General features: G+C 42.2%; 16 protein-coding genes. 6 read left to right on the top strand and 10 right to left on the bottom strand.

Going from position 1 to position 20031, the window contains the following annotated elements:
* The first annotated feature begins 3 nt into the window (after positions 1-3).
* Together HHA43_RS07705 and HHA43_RS07700 are read left to right on the top strand one after the other, a co-directional pair.
* A complete protein-coding gene (locus tag HHA43_RS07705) occupies positions 4-1065 on the top strand; it encodes an alpha/beta fold hydrolase (RefSeq protein WP_168418701.1) in 1062 nt (353 codons plus the stop codon).
* Between the two features lie 17 nt (positions 1066-1082).
* Complete coding sequence (locus HHA43_RS07700; protein ID WP_168418700.1) at positions 1083-2102, top strand: hypothetical protein; 1020 nt, start codon at positions 1083-1085, stop codon at positions 2100-2102.
* 66 nt (positions 2103-2168) lie between these two features.
* Here the strand turns inward: HHA43_RS07700 and nfuA are convergent, their stop codons facing one another.
* Positions 2169-2807, bottom strand: coding sequence for a Fe-S biogenesis protein NfuA (gene nfuA, locus HHA43_RS07695; RefSeq protein WP_168524992.1), 639 nt, complete (start codon positions 2805-2807; stop codon positions 2169-2171).
* Positions 2808-2964: 157 nt separating this feature from the next.
* Between nfuA and HHA43_RS07690 the strand changes: the two genes are divergently transcribed.
* The 3 genes from HHA43_RS07690 to HHA43_RS07680 all read left to right on the top strand — a co-directional run bounded on the left by HHA43_RS07690 (position 2965) and on the right by HHA43_RS07680 (position 5698).
* Positions 2965-3582 carry a rhomboid family intramembrane serine protease gene (locus tag HHA43_RS07690; protein ID WP_136144417.1) on the top strand — a complete coding sequence of 206 codons (618 nt, stop codon included), beginning with the start codon at positions 2965-2967 and terminating at the stop codon, positions 3580-3582.
* 165 nt (positions 3583-3747) lie between these two features.
* Entirely contained in the window at positions 3748-3942 is a 195-nt protein-coding gene (locus tag HHA43_RS07685) for a hypothetical protein (RefSeq protein ID WP_168461374.1), read from the top strand.
* Positions 3943-4150: 208 nt separating this feature from the next.
* A complete protein-coding gene (locus HHA43_RS07680; protein ID WP_168461372.1) occupies positions 4151-5698 on the top strand; it encodes a hypothetical protein in 1548 nt (515 codons plus the stop codon).
* Positions 5699-5811: 113 nt separating this feature from the next.
* Here HHA43_RS07680 and HHA43_RS07675 read toward each other — a convergent pair whose 3' ends face one another.
* Positions 5812-7431, bottom strand: a complete 1620-nt coding sequence (locus HHA43_RS07675; protein WP_168418696.1) for an inorganic phosphate transporter — start codon at positions 7429-7431, stop codon at positions 5812-5814.
* A gap of 504 nt (positions 7432-7935) precedes the next feature.
* Between HHA43_RS07675 and metH the strand changes: the two genes are divergently transcribed.
* A complete protein-coding gene (gene metH / locus HHA43_RS07670; protein ID WP_168542286.1) occupies positions 7936-11625 on the top strand; it encodes a methionine synthase in 3690 nt (1229 codons plus the stop codon).
* A 231-nt stretch (positions 11626-11856) separates the two neighbouring features.
* Here the strand turns inward: metH and upp are convergent, their stop codons facing one another.
* The 8 genes from upp to nuoH all read right to left on the bottom strand — a co-directional run bounded on the left by upp (position 11857) and on the right by nuoH (position 20029).
* Positions 11857-12492 (bottom strand): uracil phosphoribosyltransferase, encoded by a 636-nt coding sequence (upp, locus tag HHA43_RS07665; protein WP_168418694.1) that lies wholly within the window; start codon positions 12490-12492, stop codon positions 11857-11859.
* 126 nt (positions 12493-12618) lie between these two features.
* On the bottom strand, positions 12619-14112 hold the full coding sequence (gene nuoN / locus HHA43_RS07660) for an NADH-quinone oxidoreductase subunit NuoN (RefSeq protein ID WP_168542284.1): 1494 nt from the start codon (positions 14110-14112) through the stop codon (positions 12619-12621).
* Positions 14113-14115: 3 nt separating this feature from the next.
* Positions 14116-15729: an NADH-quinone oxidoreductase subunit M gene (nuoM, locus tag HHA43_RS07655; protein ID WP_167846183.1), complete on the bottom strand. Its 1614-nt coding sequence runs from the start codon at positions 15727-15729 to the stop codon at positions 14116-14118.
* A 1-nt stretch (position 15730) separates the two neighbouring features.
* Positions 15731-17626, bottom strand: coding sequence for an NADH-quinone oxidoreductase subunit L (gene nuoL / locus HHA43_RS07650; RefSeq protein ID WP_168461369.1), 1896 nt, complete (start codon positions 17624-17626; stop codon positions 15731-15733).
* A complete protein-coding gene (gene nuoK / locus HHA43_RS07645; RefSeq protein WP_004975463.1) occupies positions 17623-17931 on the bottom strand; it encodes an NADH-quinone oxidoreductase subunit NuoK in 309 nt (102 codons plus the stop codon). The genes nuoL and nuoK overlap by 4 nt, the downstream gene beginning before the upstream one ends.
* The gene (nuoJ, locus tag HHA43_RS07640) at positions 17931-18449 is read right to left on the bottom strand and encodes an NADH-quinone oxidoreductase subunit J (RefSeq protein WP_171501122.1); all 519 of its coding nucleotides are present in this window, start codon (positions 18447-18449) and stop codon (positions 17931-17933) included. Before nuoJ ends, nuoK begins: the two co-directional genes overlap by 1 nt.
* Positions 18449-18991 (bottom strand): NADH-quinone oxidoreductase subunit NuoI, encoded by a 543-nt coding sequence (gene nuoI / locus HHA43_RS07635; protein WP_104852362.1) that lies wholly within the window; start codon positions 18989-18991, stop codon positions 18449-18451. Before nuoI ends, nuoJ begins: the two co-directional genes overlap by 1 nt.
* Before the next feature lie 18 nt (positions 18992-19009).
* On the bottom strand, positions 19010-20029 hold the full coding sequence (gene nuoH, locus HHA43_RS07630) for an NADH-quinone oxidoreductase subunit NuoH (RefSeq protein ID WP_004975457.1): 1020 nt from the start codon (positions 20027-20029) through the stop codon (positions 19010-19012).
* Positions 20030-20031 lie beyond the last annotated feature (2 nt).

Below are 20031 nucleotides of genomic sequence, written 5' to 3'. Positions count from 1 at the left end.
TTCATGTTGCAGTTTTTACGATCACGCTATCTACAAGTGGCTTTGCTCACTTTGGGTCTAAGCGCGTCCTGCTTCGCTCAAAGTGCCAATCAAAATAAAAACATTCCTGTAAATACCAACAATTCAATCAGTGCCAACAGCACCGAATTACAATTGCTACAGCAACACTTTCAGCAACAGCGTAAACAAGCTGGGCTCACCGCTAAAAATATTCGCGTGGGCGATGTGGTCTGGAGCTATAACGAGGGCGGTTCACGCAGCAAACCGACCATTTTACTGATTCATGGTTTAGCTGGCACACGTGACAATTGGAACCGTGTGGCACAATTTTTAACCCCAGATTATCATGTGATTATTCCAGATTTACCCAATAGCGGTGACACCAAAACCCCATCACATTTTGACAATTCTGTACCCAACGTCACCTCGCAATTACGTCAGTTTATTGAAGCGATTGATTGTGAAGAAAACTTACACGTTGCGGGTCATTCTTTAGGTGGCTCCATTGCAACAGTCTACGCAGCACAATACCCTTTTGACACGCAAAGCCTATTTTTACTCAACAGTGCAGGCATTTATAAACATGCCAATACGCCTTATGCCAAAAATCCTTTATCTTTAAATGATTTAATTGTGAGCAAGCATGGGGACTTAGCTGATGTTGCCAGACAAGTCATGCAAAACCCGCCTGCAATGTCATCACAAATTCAGCATGCACAAGAAGAAGTGTTGATTTCTCGCTCAGCGCAAACCCGTAAAGCAATTGAGCAAATTGTCAAACTCAACCGCATTTATACCCCCGACTCTTTTGCCCGTTTAACGGCATCTATCGAAGCACCCACCCTAATTTTGTGGGGTAAGCAAGATCGCATCATTAATGTTGAAGTGGCCAAAGAATTACAATCATTATTAAAACGTGCGGAAACACCTGTTATTTTGAATAATGTCGGGCACATGCCTTTACTGGAAGCAGAAAAACAAGTAGCACAATATTATTTGCCGTTTCTGTCTAAAACACAGAACCTAAAAAACCCACTTGCTGATAAACTGATTCCTTTAAATTAATTATTATATCAACCATCATGCAAAAACATTCGATGATTGAGCAACTGATTGATGCTCACCTAGATTTTTTGGATCAGGAATTTGCTCAAGCCGAAACTGTGCAAATGGAATTTGTGCAATTTTACCAATGGTTCCGCAAACAAACATTACAGGACTTATGGCGCTCGGAAGCAATTTACGCACTTATTCAACAACAAATTTTAAATACCCCAGCTAGCTCATTTTTAATTGAACAAATTGCAGAGCATATCCGCTTTGCCTTGGTACACCCTGCGAATGACAACAGCAAAATTTCCGATGTCATCCCAGTTTTGACCATAGATAAAATTGCCCAATACGTTGCCAGTAAAAGTGGGCATCGCCAACGCCTAATTAAAACTGTGGTAAATAATCCTGCCTTTGCCGCCATGATTACCCAACTCATTCAGCACTCAATTCAGGACTATTTGGATAACTCTGTAATTGCCAAAAATGTTCCTGGTGTTTCGCGCTTTATGAAAATGGGTAAATCTGTTTTAGAAAGTGTGACCGATACCAATTTGGATCATGCTATTCAGCATTATTTGCAAAAAAATGTGCAAAAACTGACACAAATGAGTGAGTCAGTGCTTAATCAGCATTTTGATGATGAAAAGCTGTATCATTTTCAGGCAAATTTATGGCATAAAATTAAAGATTTACCACTTTCGACCTTAAAAAATTATATCGAGATTCAAGACCTCCCCCAAACCGTGAATCTTGGGCATGAAATCTGGGATCATTTGCGTCAAAGTGATTACTTAAAACAACAAGTACATGACGGCGTTTATGCATGGTATGTCCGCAATCAGGCTCGCCCTTTTGACTTGTTATTACGTGATTTGAATATTGATGAAGCTTTGGTGCAGCAGCAATTGCAAAACCTACTGTATCCAATTATTCAAAAAATGATTGCAGAGCAATATTTAAGACAACGTGCACGTCACTATTTAGAAAAGTTTTATTATTCTGAAAAAGCACAACAAATTTTAAACCTTCCAACCGATCAACCAAATTAAATTCTAATTTCAGATAAAAAAATAACCTCCTGTTTTAGGAGGTTATTTTATTTTCAAATCAGCAACTTATTTAAAGTAAGCACCGTCAGACTGGCTATGGTCGGTTTGATCCACAACTCGCATTAATTCTGGTACATGCTGCTTCAAAGTAGTTTCAACACCTTGCTTTAAAGTCACATCAATTGCTGAACAGCCTTGGCAACCGCCACCAAATTTCAACACTGCTGTTAAACCATGTTCTCCATCTTCCACAACTTCTACCAAAGCACAATTACCGCCATGCCCTGCTAAGCCCGGATTAATTTCAGACTGTAAAACATAAGTAATACGTTCTTCTACCGAAGCATCTGGGCCAACACGTGGCACTTTTGAATTCGGTGCACGAAACGTCAACTGACCGCCAAAACGGTCTTTGTTGTAATCAATCACAGCATCCAATAAATATGGAATAGACGGTGTGTCAATAAATGCAGGAAAGTCTGGGTATTCCTGTTTGTAATCTGTTGGTACAACTTCATCAGGTGCACTATAAGCCATGCAACATTCAGCACGCGGTGTACCAGGATTTTCCACAAAAACACGTACACCAATACCCGGTGTGTTTTGCTTTGCCAATAAATCCTTCAAATACTCTTGAGCAGTTGGCGTAATCAATAAGTTTGGAATTTCATCTACAACTGCTGTGCTGCTGTTCTCAGTCGACATAACAATAATTTCCTCAAGCTGAAGTGGCTATTTTAACTGAAGATGCGGGGTAATAAAAAAAAATCAACCAAAATTGTCGGATTTATTCACAAAGTTCGACTCAAACTTGGTTTTGATGCATTATTACAGCAGAATTCAATTAAAAGAATAGGCGTTTATGCTCGATTTACCCATTAATCATACCGTAACTCTGATCATCATTACGGTCATTGTCTCATTGCTGGCATTTTCCAAACAAGAATTGATGAACCGACTGATCTTTTGGCCACCTGCCATGCAACGTGGGCAATATGACCGCTTTATCACGCATGGCTTTGTGCATGCCGATGGTACGCATTTGCTGTTCAATATGATCACGCTGTTTTTCTTCGGGAGCATTATTGAAAGCTTTTATCGTCAATATTTGTATGATCTAGGCTTTGTGCTGTTCTATTTAGGCGGCTTAATTGCTGCAATTATTCCAAGCTATTTAAAACACAAAAATGACCATCGCTGGGCCAGTTTAGGCGCTTCGGGTGCGGTATCTGCAGTGCTATTTGCCTATATTTTATTTGAGCCATGGAAGTTGATTTTTGTGTTCTTCATTCCAGTTCCGGCTATTATTTTTGCAGTGCTGTACGTGGCATATAGCATTTGGTCAGGTAAACGAGGCAATTCTAATATTAACCACAGTGCGCATTTATGGGGCGCAGCTTATGGTGTGGTTGTCACTATTTTAATTGAGCCTCGCATCTTGCCACATTTCTTGAATAAATTGGCTCAATTGCCTTTCTAGTCACCTCACATCGCAGCATACAGCGGCTCTATGTATATGCATTGAGTCGCTTTTTACGCAAAATAAACCGATCATTCTTTGCACAATAATACTGATAAGCAATAACACGCTGTAACCCAGCCTCAGCCTATACTGAATACACATAAAACAAAAAAGGAGTGTGGCATGAAAAAAATTGCACTTCTGAGCAGTATATTACTCAGTTTAAGTTTAGGCGCCTGTGCGGTACATACCCCTGAAGGGAGTATTGTGGTCGATCCAGATCGGAGCGTTTATCCGAAAGGCTATTCTCCGCACCGCCATCCACATACAAATGGTGACTTCTGCCCACCTGGTCAGGCTAAAAAAGGACGCTGTTAATTTGCTGAAGCAATCTGCCATTTCTTCAAAAACTACTACTTTTCCAAAAGTTCTTCGCTAAAAACCTTCGTTTCCACGAAGGTTTTTTATGCAAATTTTACTTTAGAATTCATACAATTTTGGTAGTTTATGCCACCCAAACTCGCAATTTGGCATAGATAATGTATACATCTGTATATTAATTTCAATTTAGTTTGCGAGTTTTTGCATGTCCACTTCTTACGATGGCCTACAGTTCCCAATTCATCCTGAAAATCACAAACCCAGTACATCAGGCACTGGTAAGCAAATTATTGCCGAAGCATTAGCCACGGTAGATCATGAAAGTTCAAACAAAGCTTTGGCTGAAAAAAACTGGCGTAAACACTACCCGCAATATTTTAAAGCTTTGGTCGAGCATGGTATTCGTAGCCAGCACAACCCTATTCAAATTGCAGAAGATGGTTTAAGAAAAGCACATCAAAGTTTTGAGTTTTATCGTCATGGCCAAAAACATGTGCTGAAAGATGCCATGCAACTGCCTACTGAAAATTTGCATACCTTTAAATTACAAGGGACTAGTCAGGCTGAGCCTGAATGGTATGTGCCTTATCATGGGCAGAAATTACAAGGTCAAGCCTTGTTGGATCAAATTGCAGCGTGGTTGGCTGCAGGGATTATTGAACCAAGTCATGCTGCTGCGTTAAATGCAGCTGTGGCGCATCCCGAATGGTTTGATTTGTCAGACCGTAATACGGTGCTATTTGGTGCAGCTTCTGAAGCTGGCCCACTGACATGGTTAGCCAAATGGAAAGCCAATATCATTGCGGTCGATTTACCCAATAGCCGTGTATGGAACAAAATTTTAACCACGGTTCAGCAAGGTAATGCCACCTTGTATGCACCTAGTTCCGAGCCATTGCCAACAGATAGTCCGTTGAATATTTTACAGGAAAAACTGGGGGCAAACTTACTAACCCAAACTCCAGAAATTGCGCATTGGTTAGCGCAAAAATCTGAAACACTCGATCTTGCTGCGATTGCTTATTTAGATGGTGAAAAACACGTGCGTGTTGCCATGGCAATGGATGCTATAATGCAATACGTCAGTGCACAAAAGCCTGATACCAGCCTGATGTTTATGTGCACCCCAACCGATGTCTATGCTGTGCCTGAAGAAGTGGTTAGCGCATCGGCAGAGAAGTTTAAGCAACGCTCTCAAGGGCAAAAATTACTGACCAAAAGTATTTCCACTATATCACGCAGTCATTTCTTCCAAAAAAATCTGCACAATTTAATTGCTTCAGACAACGGGCAGCATTATGGCATTGCAGACTGTTTGGTGGTTGAACAAGGCCCAAACTATGCCTTAGCTAAACGCATCCAACAATGGCGCGCAATCTTATCCCGTCATAACGGTCAGCGTGTCAGCATCAATATTGCACCTTCAACCACCACACATTCAGTCACCAAAAATCCATTACTGAAAGCTGCATTTAGCGGTGCTAGTTTGTTTGATGTAGAAGCGTTTAGCCCTGAAACCACCAATGCCATTATGGCAGCCTTATGGATTCATGACTTGCGTAATCCGGATTCAGCGGCTAACCCTGCTGTGCAACTTGAGCATCCTCTTCAATTGATGATGGAAGGTGCTAACCACGGTGGATTATGGCGTGTGGCATATTTAGCCCGCACTGCACTGCCTTTTGCTGCGCTATATGGTTTTGCTGCAGATAAATTACCGCTAGACAAAGTCATCGCTAAGTTTAAAAAGTAAAGCAGAGACCTCACTTTAAAAACTTGCTTGTAGATATTTCATTTAATTGATCTGTAAGCACAAAAAAAGCGCTGTATCGTTACAGCGCTTTTTTAACACTCAAATGTTTGATATTAGTTAAACACTTTTAGGAATAACCAGAACAAGCTACCCGATAAGCAAATCGTTGCAGGTAGCGTGAAAATCCATGCAGAAAGAATGGTGCGAACCATTTGGAAATTCAGACCTGATTTATTGGCAACCATTGTACCTGCAACCGCACTGTTCAATACGTGTGTTGTCGAAACTGGCATACCCAAACCATCTGCAGCAGCAATGGTAGACATTGCAACAAGCTCGGCAGACATCCCCTGACCATAAGTCATGTGTTGCTTACCAATACGCTCACCCACAGTAACCACAATACGTTTCCAACCAACCATCGTACCTAGACCCAGTGCCAAAGCAACTGCAACTTTAACCCACGTTGGAATGTACTGTAAGAATGAATCTAAGTGACTGCGATAGCTTTTAACCACTTTCTTTTGTTCATCAGTCATTTCAGGCAAAGCATTGGCTTTGTCTAAACGTTTGAACGAAGTGGTACTTAAATACATGTCATTACGCATTTCTGCCACTTCAGCTTCAGGCACATCTTTTAAGTTACCGTACTGACCAACACGCTCACCCAAGTGATCAGTTAAGCTTGCCAAAGCAGGCACCACTTCAGGCGTGATTTCTTTGGTCTGAATATAACTGGTGATAATCTGACGTGCTTTCTCATCTGGCATATCTGCATGCTGTGTATAAATCACATCGGCCGTTTGAGTTGAAAGCTGTTGGAACGATTGAATGTGGTTTTGGTCTAACTCTTTATTCAACGAGTAAGCCAAAGGTACAATCCCGATCAAAATCAACATGATTAAACCCATGCCCTTTTGACCATCGTTTGAACCATGCGCAAAACTTACCCCTGTACAGGTAAAAATAAGAATGGCACGAATTAGTGGTGGTGGTGGTTTATTGCCTTCAGGCGGCTGGAACAATTCCATTTGTTTCTTGAAGATTTTTTTCACCAAGAAGAACAAAATCGCAGCAAAGGCAAAACCAATTAATGGCGAGAACAATAAAGCCTTACCGACTTTCATCACTTGTTCCATGTCTACGCCACTGGCACCCGCTCCTGAATTGAGCAAGTAGTTCATAATACCCACACCTAAAATCGAACCGATTAAAGTGTGTGAACTTGACGCAGGAATACCAAAGAACCACGTACCCAAGTTCCAAACAATTGCAGCAATCAACATGGCGAACACCATGGCAAAACCTGCACCCGAACCGACATTCATAATCAGCTCGACTGGAAGTAAAGCAATAATACCGTAGGCAACTGCCCCACTGGCCACCATAACCCCAAGGAAGTTACAGAAACCTGCCCACATTACTGCCACAGGTGCAGATAAGGCATTGGTATAAATAACTGTTGCTACAGCGTTGGCTGTGTCATGGAAACCATTCACAAATTCAAAGCCTAAAGCAATGAATAAAGCGGTTGCCAATAAAATCACCGAGTACATGCTTAACGCAGGTACATGGGATAAGTCCGCAGACAATTGGAAACCAATATAAATAAGGGTAGAAACGATGATCGTTAAAAACACCGGCATAAAAAATTTCGGTGTAGGCACATGAACATTGGTCGATTTAGTGGTCGACTTGTGTGCTGAATCTACAGGAGTTGGATTAGAATTCATGCAAGCAGAAAAGAGGATTTAAAATCCCCTTATTGTTCAATTAAATTGTGACAATTATATGACAAAGAGCTGCTATATAAAGCAACTTTCATACTTTATTTTCACATTTTAAACTGTGTTTTTTGTGTATAAATATAAAATAAATATTTAAATTTAAACACTTAGACTAAATAAACCTACTTTTCTTATGACATTCCCTCTAATTTAGATTGTTACACGGTTGTCATATTTGTCTAAAAATTCAGACAAATTTCATGGTGAGCCAATTTTGCCTGAGCAATATGACAAATCCATGACGATTCAATACGAAATCTAAATTGGAATGCGATTCATCAACACTTTTATTCAAGTATTTCAAATTCAAAGCCAAGCAAAATTGCAAAATCACTGCTTTATACACAATTTTTCAGACTTCCTGTCTCTGTATCTGTTTCAAGTGCACGAAAGCGTAGCGAACTCTGCTAAAATAGCGCTCATTTCGGATTCAGTCATAAAGGGTTTTTTATGTCCACGCTTACCACCCTGAAAGCGCTTCTTGCCCAAAGAATTTTAATTATCGATGGTGCCATGGGTACTATGATTCAACGCCATCAATTGGAAGAAGCCGATTATCGTGGTGAACGCTTTGCAGATTGGGCACATGACCTTAAAGGTAACAATGACTTATTGGTACTGACCCAACCGCAAATTATTCAGGGCATTCACGAAGCCTATTTAGATGCAGGCGCAGACATTATTGAAACCAACAGCTTTAACGGCACTCGGGTTTCTATGTCTGACTACCACATGGAAGATTTAGTTCCTGAAATTAACCGTGAAGCAGCACGTTTGGCCAAAGCGGCCTGCGAAAAATATTCAACCCCAGACAAACCACGTTTTGTGGCAGGTGTACTCGGCCCGACATCTCGTACTTGTTCAATTTCACCCAATGTAAATGACCCTGCATTCCGTAACATTACGTTTGATGCACTCAAAGAAAATTATATTGAAGCTGCGCATGCCTTAATTGAAGGTGGTGCAGATATTCTGCTCATTGAAACTGTGTTTGATACCTTAAACTGTAAAGCTGCCATTTTTGCGGTTAAAGAAGTATTCAAACAACTCGGTCGTGAGTTGCCATTAATGATTTCTGGCACCATCACTGATGCTTCAGGCCGTACCTTAACGGGTCAAACTGCAGAAGCGTTCTGGAACTCGGTACGTCATGGTGATTTACTTTCAATTGGTTTTAACTGTGCTTTGGGTGCAGATGCCATGCGTCCGCACGTCAAAACTGTTTCAGACGTGGCCGATGTATTTGTTTCAGCCCACCCGAACGCAGGCTTGCCAAATGCCTTTGGTGGTTATGATGAAACCCCTGAACAAACTGCAGCCTTCTTAAAAGAATTTGCAGAAAGTGGTCTCATCAATATTACAGGTGGTTGCTGTGGTACAACGCCTGACCACATTCGTGCAATTTACAATGCAGTAAAAGACATTCCACCACGTAAAATTCCAGAAATTAAACCTGCCTGTCGTTTAAGTGGTTTAGAACCATTTAACATTTATGACGACTCTTTATTTGTGAACGTGGGTGAGCGTACCAACGTCACAGGCTCTAAAAAATTCCTACGTTTAATTCGTGAAGAAAATTTTGCCGAAGCTTTGGATGTTGCACGTCAGCAAGTCGAAAGTGGCGCACAAATCATCGACATCAACATGGATGAAGGCATGCTCGATTCAGAAGGTGCGATGGTGCACTTCCTGAATTTGGTGGCTTCTGAGCCTGATATTTCTCGCGTACCCATCATGATTGACTCATCTAAATGGGAAATCATTGAAGCAGGCTTAAAATGTGTACAAGGTAAAGCCGTTGTTAACTCCATTTCCTTAAAAGAAGGATATGATGAGTTTGTCGAAAAAGCCCGCCTCTGTCGCCAATACGGTGCAGCCGTTATTGTGATGGCTTTTGACGAAGTAGGACAAGCCGACACAGCAGCACGTAAACGTGAAATTTGTAAACGCTCTTATGATGTGTTGGTCAATGATGTTGGCTTCCCTGCCGAAGACATTATTTTTGACCCGAACGTGTTTGCAGTTGCTACTGGTATTGAAGAACACAACAACTACGCTGTTGATTTCATTGAAGCCACAGGCTGGATTAAACAAAACTTGCCACACGCCATGATTTCGGGTGGTGTGTCGAACGTATCCTTCTCTTTCCGTGGTAACGAACCTGTACGTGAAGCCATTCACGCTGTATTCCTCTACCACGCAATTCAGCAAGGCATGACCATGGGGATTGTCAACGCAGGTCAGTTGGCCATTTACGATGACATTCCAAAAGAACTTAAAGAAGCGGTTGAAGCCGTTATTTTGAACCTAAACCAAGGTGAAACTGGTCAGGACGCCACAGAAAAACTGCTGGAAGTGGCCGAAAAATATCGTGGTCAAGCAGGTGCGCAAAAAGCTGAAGAAAACTTGGAATGGCGTAATGAATCTGTCGAAAAACGTCTTGAATATGCCTTAGTCAAAGGCATCACCACCTTCATTAATGAAGATACCGAAGAAGCACGCCTGAAAGCCAAACGTCCTTTAGATGTAATTGAAGGCCCATTAATGGACGGCATGAACGTTGTGGGTGACTTGTTTGGTGCAGGTAAAATGTTCCTGCCTCAAGTTGTGAAATCTGCCCGTGTGATGAAACAAGCCGTTGCATGGCTCAACCCGTACATTGAAGCTGAAAAAACCGAAGGTCAGTCTAAAGGTAAAGTTTTGATGGCAACGGTAAAAGGTGACGTTCACGACATTGGTAAAAACATTGTGGGCGTGGTGTTAGGCTGTAATGGTTACGATATTGTCGATTTAGGCGTGATGGTACCTGCAGAAAAAATCCTGCAAACGGCTATTGACGAAAAAGTCGATATTATTGGTTTGTCTGGCCTGATTACCCCATCTTTAGATGAAATGGTTTTTGTTGCCAAAGAAATGCAGCGTAAAGGCTTTAATATTCCATTATTGATTGGTGGTGCGACCACATCTAAAGCACATACAGCAGTTAAAATTGATCCACAGTTCTCAAATGATGCAGTGATTTACGTTGCCGATGCTTCGCGTGCCGTGGGTGTTGCAACAACCTTGCTCTCTCCAGAAATGAAACCGGCCTTTGTTGCAGAGCATCGTGCAGAATACTCTAAAATTCGTGAACGTATCGCCAACAAGCAACCGAAAGCCGCAAAATTGTCTTATGCTGAAGCCATCGACAATGGTTTAAAAATTGACTGGGCCAACTATACACCTGCGGTGCCAAATTTCATTGGTACGCAAGTGCTTACCAACTACCCTCTTGAAACCTTGTTGCCATATTTTGACTGGACACCATTCTTTATTTCTTGGAGCTTAGCGGGCAAATTCCCGAAAATTCTGGAAGATGAAGTAGTGGGTGAAGCTGCGACTGATTTGTATAACCAAGCGCAAGCCATGCTCAAAGATATTATTGCCAACAATCGTTTTGATGCACGTGCGGTATTTGGTATCTACCCAGCTAACCGTTCTGCGGCAGATTCGGTACAGGTTTATGATGCAGCACGTGATCAAGTGACGCATACATTCCACCATATTCGCCAACAGTCAGACAAAGTGACTGGCAAACCAAACTTGTCTTTGGCAGACTTTGTAGCAACTGCAGACCAAGCACAAGATTATTTGGGCGGCTTTACCGTATCCATTTTTGGTGCAGAAGAAATGGCCAATGAGTTTAAAGCCAAAGGTGATGATTATTCTGCCATTTTGGTACAGTCGTTGGGTGACCGTTTTGCAGAAGCGTTTGCAGAACATTTGCATGAGCGCATTCGTAAAGAGTTCTGGGGCTATCAACCGACCGAACAACTTAGCAATGAAGAGTTAATTAAAGAGAAATATGTAGGGATTCGTCCTGCACCAGGCTACCCTGCTTGCCCTGAGCACTCAGAAAAAGCTACCTTGTTTAACTGGTTAGGTTCAACTGAAAAGATTGGCACACAGCTCACCAGTAGCTTTGCAATGTGGCCACCTTCTTCTGTCAGTGGCTTCTACTATGCCAACCCTGCTTCAGAATACTTTAACGCAGGTAAAATATCTCTAGATCAGCTTGAAGATTATGCACAGCGTAAAGGTTGGAGTTTAGATGAAGCCAAGCGTTGGTTAGCACCAAACTTAGATGATTCAATTAATTAAATCGCTTATGGCATGGGTTGTTGATCTGCCCATGCCTTATCAATGATGTCATTTTATCTGCTTGTGCATTGTAGTTTTATCAACCAAACTATTATCTCTTTTTGATTCAGGTATATCACTCGAATGTGCTGTTTAACGAATCATTAGTATGCTTAAGCTAGAACAGTGCACATAAAAAAAAGAGGCTATCCATACCTCTTTTTTATTTGAGAATCTAAGCTGTATTTTAGGTTAATCTTTTTGTACTGAACCAAAAATCTTATCGCCCGCATCGCCCAAACCCGGCACAATATAGCCATCTTGGTTTAAGCCCTGATCTACAGAGGCAGTGAAAATAATGACATCTGGATGGGCAGCTTCAACACGCTGAATCCCCTCAGGCGCAGCAACCAACACCATCACACGAATGTCTTTACAACCACTGGCTTTCAATAAATCAATAGCTGCCACTAATGATGAACCCGTTGCCAGCATTGGGTCAATAATCATCGCAATACGGTTTTGCACATCGGGTACTAATTTTTTGTAGTAAGTACGTGCTTCTAAAGTTTCTTCATCACGCTCTAAACCTAGAACCGACACTTTGGCACTTGGAATCAGGTTTAAGAAACCATCCAACATACCAATACCCGCACGTAAAATTGGCACAACTGTGATCTTTTTACCTGCAATACGGTCTACAGTGACTGCCCCATTCCAACCTGAAATTTCATGCTCAACCATTGGTAAATCTTTGGTTGCTTCATAAGTCAGTAACATGGTGACTTCCTGCGCCAATTCACGGAAGTTCTTGGTGCTGATGTCGGCACGACGTAACAGCCCTAATTTATGACGAATAAGTGGATGACGAATTTCATGAATAGCCACGGGAGAACACCTAAAAGGAAATAAAAGCAAATAGCTTTTTATTATATGCTGTTTTTATACGGTATTTAAACCAAAAAGCCCCCAATTTATGGAGGCTTTTTGACTGAAGATTAAACTTCTTTTAAATTATTGCTGAGTCAGCATGAAATGGATTGGAGATAGAATTTCAGCTTCAAGCGCAATTTTGATAATTGGATCTGGATATACACCAATCACCAATACCGCCAATGCAGCAGCTAAAACCATAATACCACCCACTTTTTGACCCCAGTGATCGACCGCATCCATTTTTGGTTCGTCTGGTGGCGTCATGTACATCACCACCATTACACGTAAGTAATAGTACAAACCAATACCTGAACCCACAATGATCATAGCAGCCAAGAACCAGTGCTGAGTCGTAACAGCAGCCATCACCACCAAGAACTTACCAATGAAGCCTGCAGTGAGTGGAATACCTGCTAGAGAAAGCATCATGACAGTTAATACAGCAGTCAATACAGGACGACGCCAGAACAAACCACGGTAGTCTGCTAAGCTTTCTGCTTCAGCTACGTTGTTATACGGGCTAGACATTAATGCCACTGCACCGAACGCACCAATGGTGGTCAATACATAAGTGATCACATATACGCTGACATTGCCCAAACTTGCATAGGTCATGCTGATTAAACCAATCAACAAATAACCAAAGTGCGCAATAGATGAGTAAGCCAAAATACGCTTCAAGTTAACTTGACGTACAGCAAGGAAGTTACCCACCAAAATTGAAAGCACAGCAATAATGGTCATGATGGTTACAATTGAGTCGATCAGGATTGCACCTGAACCCAAAATGTAACGTACAAACAAACCAATGGTTGCTACTTTTGCTGCAGTCGCAAGAAAGGTTGCGATTGGTGCAGGCGCACCGTCATAAACGTCTGGCGTCCATTTGTGGAATGGTGCCAACGACAATTTAAATGCAACAGCAAAGACAATTAAGCCTAGACCTAAAACTACCAATGGCTGTTGGATATTTTGCATTAATGCTTGTACAGAGTCATAGAAAGACAATGAACCAGTGTATGCATAAATGTACGCCATACCCATGAGCAACATTGCAGATGCAGTTGCAGACAAGACTAAGTACTTCACGCCTGCTTCTAAAGATTTAGAACGTTGGTGAGTGTATGCCAATAAGCCATAAACAGGAATTGACATTAACTCAAGGCTAATGAAGAACGACGCATAGTGCGAGCTTGACACCATTAACATGGCACCCGTAACCGAACACAACATTAAGATGTAAAGTTCTTCACGGTTGTCTTTATAGGTCTCAATATAAGCATGAGATAAAGTCGAACACGCCAACGCTGCAATCAGAATCACCAGTTGATACAACAAGGTGAACGGATCAATCATAAACATACCCATCACGCTGGTAGGCGCAAAATTCCCACCAAACATCATGAGTAAAAGGTAAGCAGCAGCAAGGTTCAAACCCACAACTGATGCCGTTGCAATTAAGTTATGATTACGCTTAATTGCAGTAAGAATCATCACGACAATCGCAGTTAAGGCCACGATCATCACAGGAGCTAAAGGCATAAGCTCAGAAAATGACATTGTGAAGTTCATGGCTTATTGGATCTCCACATTTTCGAGTTGAGTTGTTACTTCATGAGTAACTTCAACTACTTCTTGAACTGGGATGTAGCTATTCGCTAACCACGCCATACTTGAGTTTGAAATATCAAGGAAGGTTTGTGGATACAGACCAAGCCATACTAGACCCAGTGCACAGATTAAAAGAATCACAACTTCACGTGCATTTAAATCTTTTAACGGATTTGCATAGTGCTGTTTTTGCTCTTCATTTGGCACACCAAACAAAGCTTTGTGAATCAGGATTAAACCGTATACACCTGCAAAGACCAAGCTCACTGCCGCAATAATTGTGAAGGCTGGGAACTGCTCGAATGAACCCATGAGAATCAGGAATTCACCAATAAAGTTACCTAAACCAGGAATACCAACTAACGCTGCCACAAAGAACATAAGGAAGAATGAAAGGTATTGGAATTGACCACGGATACCGCCCATTAAACGCATGTCACGTGTGTGTACGCGCTCATAAATTTGGCCACACATAATGAACAATGCTGCAGATGACAAGCCATGTGCTAACATCATGATCATTAAGCCTTGGTAAGTCAGGATATTACCTGCATAAATTGCAAGTAATACGAAGCCCATGTGCGAAATAGAGGTATAAGCTAGTAAACGCTTCATGTCGGTTTGCTGGAAAGCACACCACGCACCGTAGAACACACCAATTAAACCCAAAATAATGGCAATGTCTGCAAATTGAGCAGATGCCGCTGGGAAGAATGGAATTACGAAACGTAGTAAACCGTACGCTGCAGTTTTAATCAAAATACCTGCAAGGTCGACAGAACCCGCTGTAGGCGCTTGTGCATGCGCATCTGGTAACCAACCGTGTAATGGGAAAACAGGAAGTTTTACCGCAAAACCGATGAATAAGCAGATCATGAAGGCATAAGCAACTGCTGGTAACTGTGCATCAAGCGTATTCGCTACAGCCAATAAATAGTTGTAGTTGAACGAAATCGTACCTGACATCATGTATCCATAGATCACTAGACCTAAGATACCCACCAACATGATTAAACCAGCAACTTGCGTGTAGATAAAGAATTTGGTTGCAGCATAAACACGTGAACGACCATTTGAACCTTTATGACCCCATAACGCAATCAGGAAGTAGATTGGTACAAGCATCATCTCCCAAAAGAAGAAGAACAGGAACAAGTCAATTGCAAGGAATACACCAATTACACCACCCAAAGACCATAAAAGGTTAAGGTGGAAGAAACCAACGTTCTTTTGAATCTCACCAAATGAACAGCCTACTGCCAAAACACCCAGTAATGCAGTTAAGCCGACCATAAGTAAAGATAAGCCATCCACCGCTAAGTGGATGTTGATGCCTAGGGTTTGAATCCAAGGCAACATAAATTCAGCCGACCAAGTTGGAACTTGAGCGCCTAATTCGTAGTTATAGCTGGCACCTTGCCACAATGCGATAGTTAAGCCCAAAGTTACGAGCATACCCACTAAAGCAATGTAACGCGGTAATTTATCGTCGAGTTTATCGACCAACCAGCAAATAAAACCTGCAATGAACGGAACAAGGATCAGCGCGGGTAGAATTAAATTGTTTGGAGCGTCCATCTTATTTCCCCACGACCTGAATCACGATCAAGATCATTAGTAAGACCACAACACCAAGTGCCATACTCGATGCGTACTCACGTAATGAACCTGTTTGACGTGAACTTGTGAAGCTATGACCACCTTTCACCAGTGCAGGCAGTACTAACCACATGCCATCAACTGGATCACGACCTAATAGTTTGGCAATCAGCAAGAATGGTTTTACAAATACGATGTCATACAACGCATCGAAACCAAGTGCATTACGGCAAATGTTGGCAAGGCCCGCACCCAATGAAGTTTGCGCAAAACCTTTTACAGCATTATAAGCGAAGGCAAATAACACCACGCCTACGGCTAAACCAGCCAAAGCCACACCAATTGCAACATACTCTGCACCATGTGCGCCTGCTTCTAATGCTTCAGGAATCACAAATGCTGGGATTTTTGCAGCATCAAGAATGCTCATCACTGGCGCTTTTAATACAATCGCTAAACCAGTTGAAAGTACTGCAAGCACTGCCAATGGGAACCAGTAAGTTGCGCCTTTGATTTCGTGATATGGCGTGTTTTCTTTACCAAAGAATACAACCCAAATTAAACGGAATGTATAAATTGAAGTTAAGAATGCACCAGCTACACCCACCCAATATAAGGTGTTATATAACGGAATACCTGCAATATGACTTTGCGTCCAAACTGCTGCCAAAATAGCGTCTTTTGAGAAGAAACCAATGGTCAAGAATGGAATCGCTGCCAATGCACCGCCACCAATTGCGAAACATGCAAATAGGAATTTGTTCTTGTAGAACAAGCCGCCCATTTTGAAAATGTTTTGTTCGTGATGGTAAGCCAAAATCACCGCACCAGAAGACAAGAATAATAATGCCTTGAAGAATGCGTGAGTTAGCATGTGGAATAGACCAGCCTGATACGCTTCAGCACCTACCGCCATAAACATATAACCGAGCTGACTCATAGTTGAGTAAGCCAAAATACGTTTGATGTCGGTTTGAACCAATGCAGCAAAACCAGCAACTAGTAAGGTCACCGCACCTGTAATAGAAATGAACAACATCACTTCTGGTGCTAGTTCAAATACGCTGAACATACGACAGCATAAGTAAACACCTGCAGTTACCATTGTTGCAGCGTGGATCAATGCAGATACAGGTGTTGGACCTGCCATCGCGTCAGCTAACCAAGTTTGCAATGGAATTTGTGCAGATTTACCCGCAGCACCTAAGAACAACATTAACGCTGTCCAAATGGTGATGGATGAGCTTTGAGTCATTACATTGGCTGCATTTTCTACGATGTATTGCGTATTCAAGGTGCCGAATTGTTGATACAGCAAGAACAATGCAATCAGTAAGAAAACGTCACCCACACGTGTTACGGTAAATGCTTTGATTGCCGCAAAACCATTTGCAGGGTTTTGGTAGTAATAACCAATCAGCAAGTAAGAGCACAGACCTACACCTTCCCAACCTAAGAACAATAACGCTAAGTTATCGCCTAAAACCAACAGCAACATGCTCGCAACGAACAGGTTGAAGTAAGAGAAGAAACGTGCAAAGTCTTCTTCACCACGCATGTACCATGAGGCAAAGATGTGAATTAAGAAACCCACACCCGTAATCATGCCAAGCATGAGTAAAGATAAACCATCTAGGTGCAAACTAATTGCTGGCGCAAAACCACCTACATTGAACCAAGTCCATAAGTGTTGAGTTGTTGCAACCGAACCATTGTTCACAAAGTCCATGCCTGCAATTAAAGCGAATAATGCAGACAGCCCCACTGAGCCAACGCCAATAATCGCAGCAACTTTTTCAGGTAAGTTGTTACGCCCTGCCGCTAAAAGGATAAAACCAATGAGCGGAAACAATACTGTTAGATATAAATAACTCATCCGCGCATCTCACTAGCAGCATCCACATCCAAATGATGGAAGCGATGATAGAACTGAAGGACGATCGCAAGACCGATACACGCCTCTGCCGCAGCAAGTGTCAAGATCAAGATAAACATGATCTGACCATCTGGTTGTACCCATGCACTACCAGCCAAAACAAACGCCAGTGCCGCAGCGTTCATCATGATTTCAAGGCCCATTAAAATAAATAGTAGGTTGCGTCGCACCATCACACCGTAAAAACCGAGTGCAAAAAGAATGGTCGCGACAATCAAACCATGTTCTAAAGGGATGTTGCCCATTATTCTTTTTCCTCTTCTGCACTTGGTTCACGTTTACCGATGTGGAAGCCTGCAACTAAAGCTGCAAGTAATAACATTGCGGCAACTTCAACCAATAATAAGTACTGAGTAAAGAGTGCTTGACCAACCGCTTTTGGACCAACCATTTCAGTGCCCATTAAAGCGCTTGGTGTGGTGTAGTTTGAGCTTAATGACCACACTAAAACCAAACCAATTAGGAAGCTCATCAAAGCTGGATATGCCCAAGCAGATGAAGTCAACCATTTACGCTCTTGTTCAACGGTTTGCTGACCAAGGTTTAGCATCATTACTACGAATACGAACAAGACCATGATCGCACCCGCATAAACAATGATTTCCAAGGCGCCAGCAAATGGAGCACCCACGATCATGAACATGCCTGCAACTGCAAGCAATGACACGATCAAGCTTAATAAAGCATGTACTGGGTTCGCGTTAGTGACTACACGAACCGTAGAGACAATGGCCACTAGTGCCATCAAATAAAACGGCCACATCATGGTAATAGACTCCGTACATCAACAGGTGCGCTTTCACGTTGCGCTTGACCTTTGTCTTTACCTGTAACAGCCATACCCGTTACACGGTAGAAGTTGTAGTCAGGATATTTACCAGGACCTGAAATGAGTAAGTTTTCTTTCTCATAGACCAAGTCTTGACGCACATATTCACCTAACTCGAAGTCAGGCGTTAATTGAATTGCAGTCGTTGGACATGCTTCTTCACACATACCGCAGAAAATACAGCGTGAGAAGTTGATACGGAAAAACTCCGGATACCAACGACCATCTTCCTGTTCTGCTTTTTGTAGTGAAATACAACCCACTGGGCATGCAACTGCACAGAGGTTACATGCAACACAACGCTCTTCGCCATCTGGATCGCGTGTTAACACAATACGACCACGGAAGCGTGGAGGTACAATTTCTTCGGCTGGTACTTCCGGATACAAAATGGTGTCACGTTTACGTGTCACGTGTGAGAAAACCATCCACAGTGAACGTACAATTGACCCAAACCCAGCTAGAAACTTAAACATATTGTTCTCCCTGCTGTCTTAGGCCGAATGATTCATAAGAATCACAGCACCAGTTACCAAAAGGTTAACAAGCGCCAATGGCAAGCAAATTTTCCAACCAAAGTTCATCACTTGGTCATAACGTGGACGCATTAAAGAACCACGTGCCAAGACAAACATCATTACAAAGAATGCTGTTTTGATAATGAACCAGAAAGCTGCTGGAATGAATGGAATTTCAAGGTTAAACGGCGCAAGCCATCCACCGAAGAATAAAGTCACGATAAGCGCAGAGATCAGTACCACGTTGACATATTCTGCAACGAAGAACATACCCCATTTCATACCGCCATATTCTACGTGATAACCTTCTGCCAATTCTTGTTCTGCTTCTGGTTGGTCAAATGGGTGACGGTGTGTTACCGCAACACCAGCAACCACGAAAATCAAGAAACCTAAGAATTGTGGAATCACAAACCAAACATCACGTTGCGCTTCAACAATTTCACGCATGTTGAATGAGCCTGCAATTGCAACCACACCCATAAGTGAAATACCCAAGAACACTTCATACGAAATGGTTTGAGCTGCTGAACGTAGACCACCAAGCAATGCGTATTTGTTGTTTGATGACCAACCACCAAATAACACCGCATAGACTGCAATACCAGCCATTGCCATAAAGAACAACAGGCCAATGCTCATGTCTGCAACACCTAAATAAGGTGATACAGGAATAACCATGAACGACAGTACCGCAGTTGCCATTGCAACTGCTGGTGCCATACGGAAGGTTAGTTTGTCGGCAAATTTAGGTGTCCAGTCTTCTTTGAACATGATTTTAAGCATGTCGGCTACAATCTGGAACATACCACCTGGACCTACACGGTTCGGACCATAACGGTCTTGCCATAAGCCCAGTAAACGACGCTCAATAAAAGACATGAGCGCAGCAATCAATACTACAACCAGTAAGATGACAATCGCTTGAATGACTGAATAGGCAATTGGCCAGTTCTCAGCCCACAGCGGCGTCTGACGGATTAATTCTTGTTGCATGA

Origin of the sequence: Acinetobacter sp. A2, from assembly GCF_012371325.1 — a bacterium.
Classification (GTDB): Bacteria; Pseudomonadota; Gammaproteobacteria; order Pseudomonadales; family Moraxellaceae; genus Acinetobacter.
Note: the sequence above shows the minus strand (reverse complement) of the source record. Positions and strands in the feature narration are given on the sequence as shown.

Bases quoted from the DNA above. Each gene is read 5' to 3' on its own strand.
- HHA43_RS07705 (WP_168418701.1), top strand. From the start codon at position 4: ATGTTGCAGTTTTTACGATCACGCTATCTACAAGTGGCTTTGCTCACT.
- HHA43_RS07700 (WP_168418700.1), top strand. From the start codon at position 1,083: ATGCAAAAACATTCGATGATTGAGCAACTGATTGATGCTCACCTAGAT.
- nfuA (WP_168524992.1), bottom strand. From the start codon at position 2,807: ATGTCGACTGAGAACAGCAGCACAGCAGTTGTAGATGAAATTCCAAAC.
- HHA43_RS07690 (WP_136144417.1), top strand. From the start codon at position 2,965: ATGCTCGATTTACCCATTAATCATACCGTAACTCTGATCATCATTACG.
- HHA43_RS07685 (WP_168461374.1), top strand. From the start codon at position 3,748: ATGAAAAAAATTGCACTTCTGAGCAGTATATTACTCAGTTTAAGTTTA.
- HHA43_RS07680 (WP_168461372.1), top strand. From the start codon at position 4,151: ATGTCCACTTCTTACGATGGCCTACAGTTCCCAATTCATCCTGAAAAT.
- HHA43_RS07675 (WP_168418696.1), bottom strand. From the start codon at position 7,431: ATGAATTCTAATCCAACTCCTGTAGATTCAGCACACAAGTCGACCACT.
- metH (WP_168542286.1), top strand. From the start codon at position 7,936: ATGTCCACGCTTACCACCCTGAAAGCGCTTCTTGCCCAAAGAATTTTA.
- nuoN (WP_168542284.1), bottom strand. From the start codon at position 14,112: ATGAACTTCACAATGTCATTTTCTGAGCTTATGCCTTTAGCTCCTGTG.
- nuoM (WP_167846183.1), bottom strand. From the start codon at position 15,729: ATGGACGCTCCAAACAATTTAATTCTACCCGCGCTGATCCTTGTTCCG.
- nuoL (WP_168461369.1), bottom strand. From the start codon at position 17,626: ATGAGTTATTTATATCTAACAGTATTGTTTCCGCTCATTGGTTTTATC.
- nuoK (WP_004975463.1), bottom strand. From the start codon at position 17,931: ATGGGCAACATCCCTTTAGAACATGGTTTGATTGTCGCGACCATTCTT.
- nuoJ (WP_171501122.1), bottom strand. From the start codon at position 18,449: ATGTGGCCGTTTTATTTGATGGCACTAGTGGCCATTGTCTCTACGGTT.
- nuoI (WP_104852362.1), bottom strand. From the start codon at position 18,991: ATGTTTAAGTTTCTAGCTGGGTTTGGGTCAATTGTACGTTCACTGTGG.
- nuoH (WP_004975457.1), bottom strand. From the start codon at position 20,029: ATGCAACAAGAATTAATCCGTCAGACGCCGCTGTGGGCTGAGAACTGG.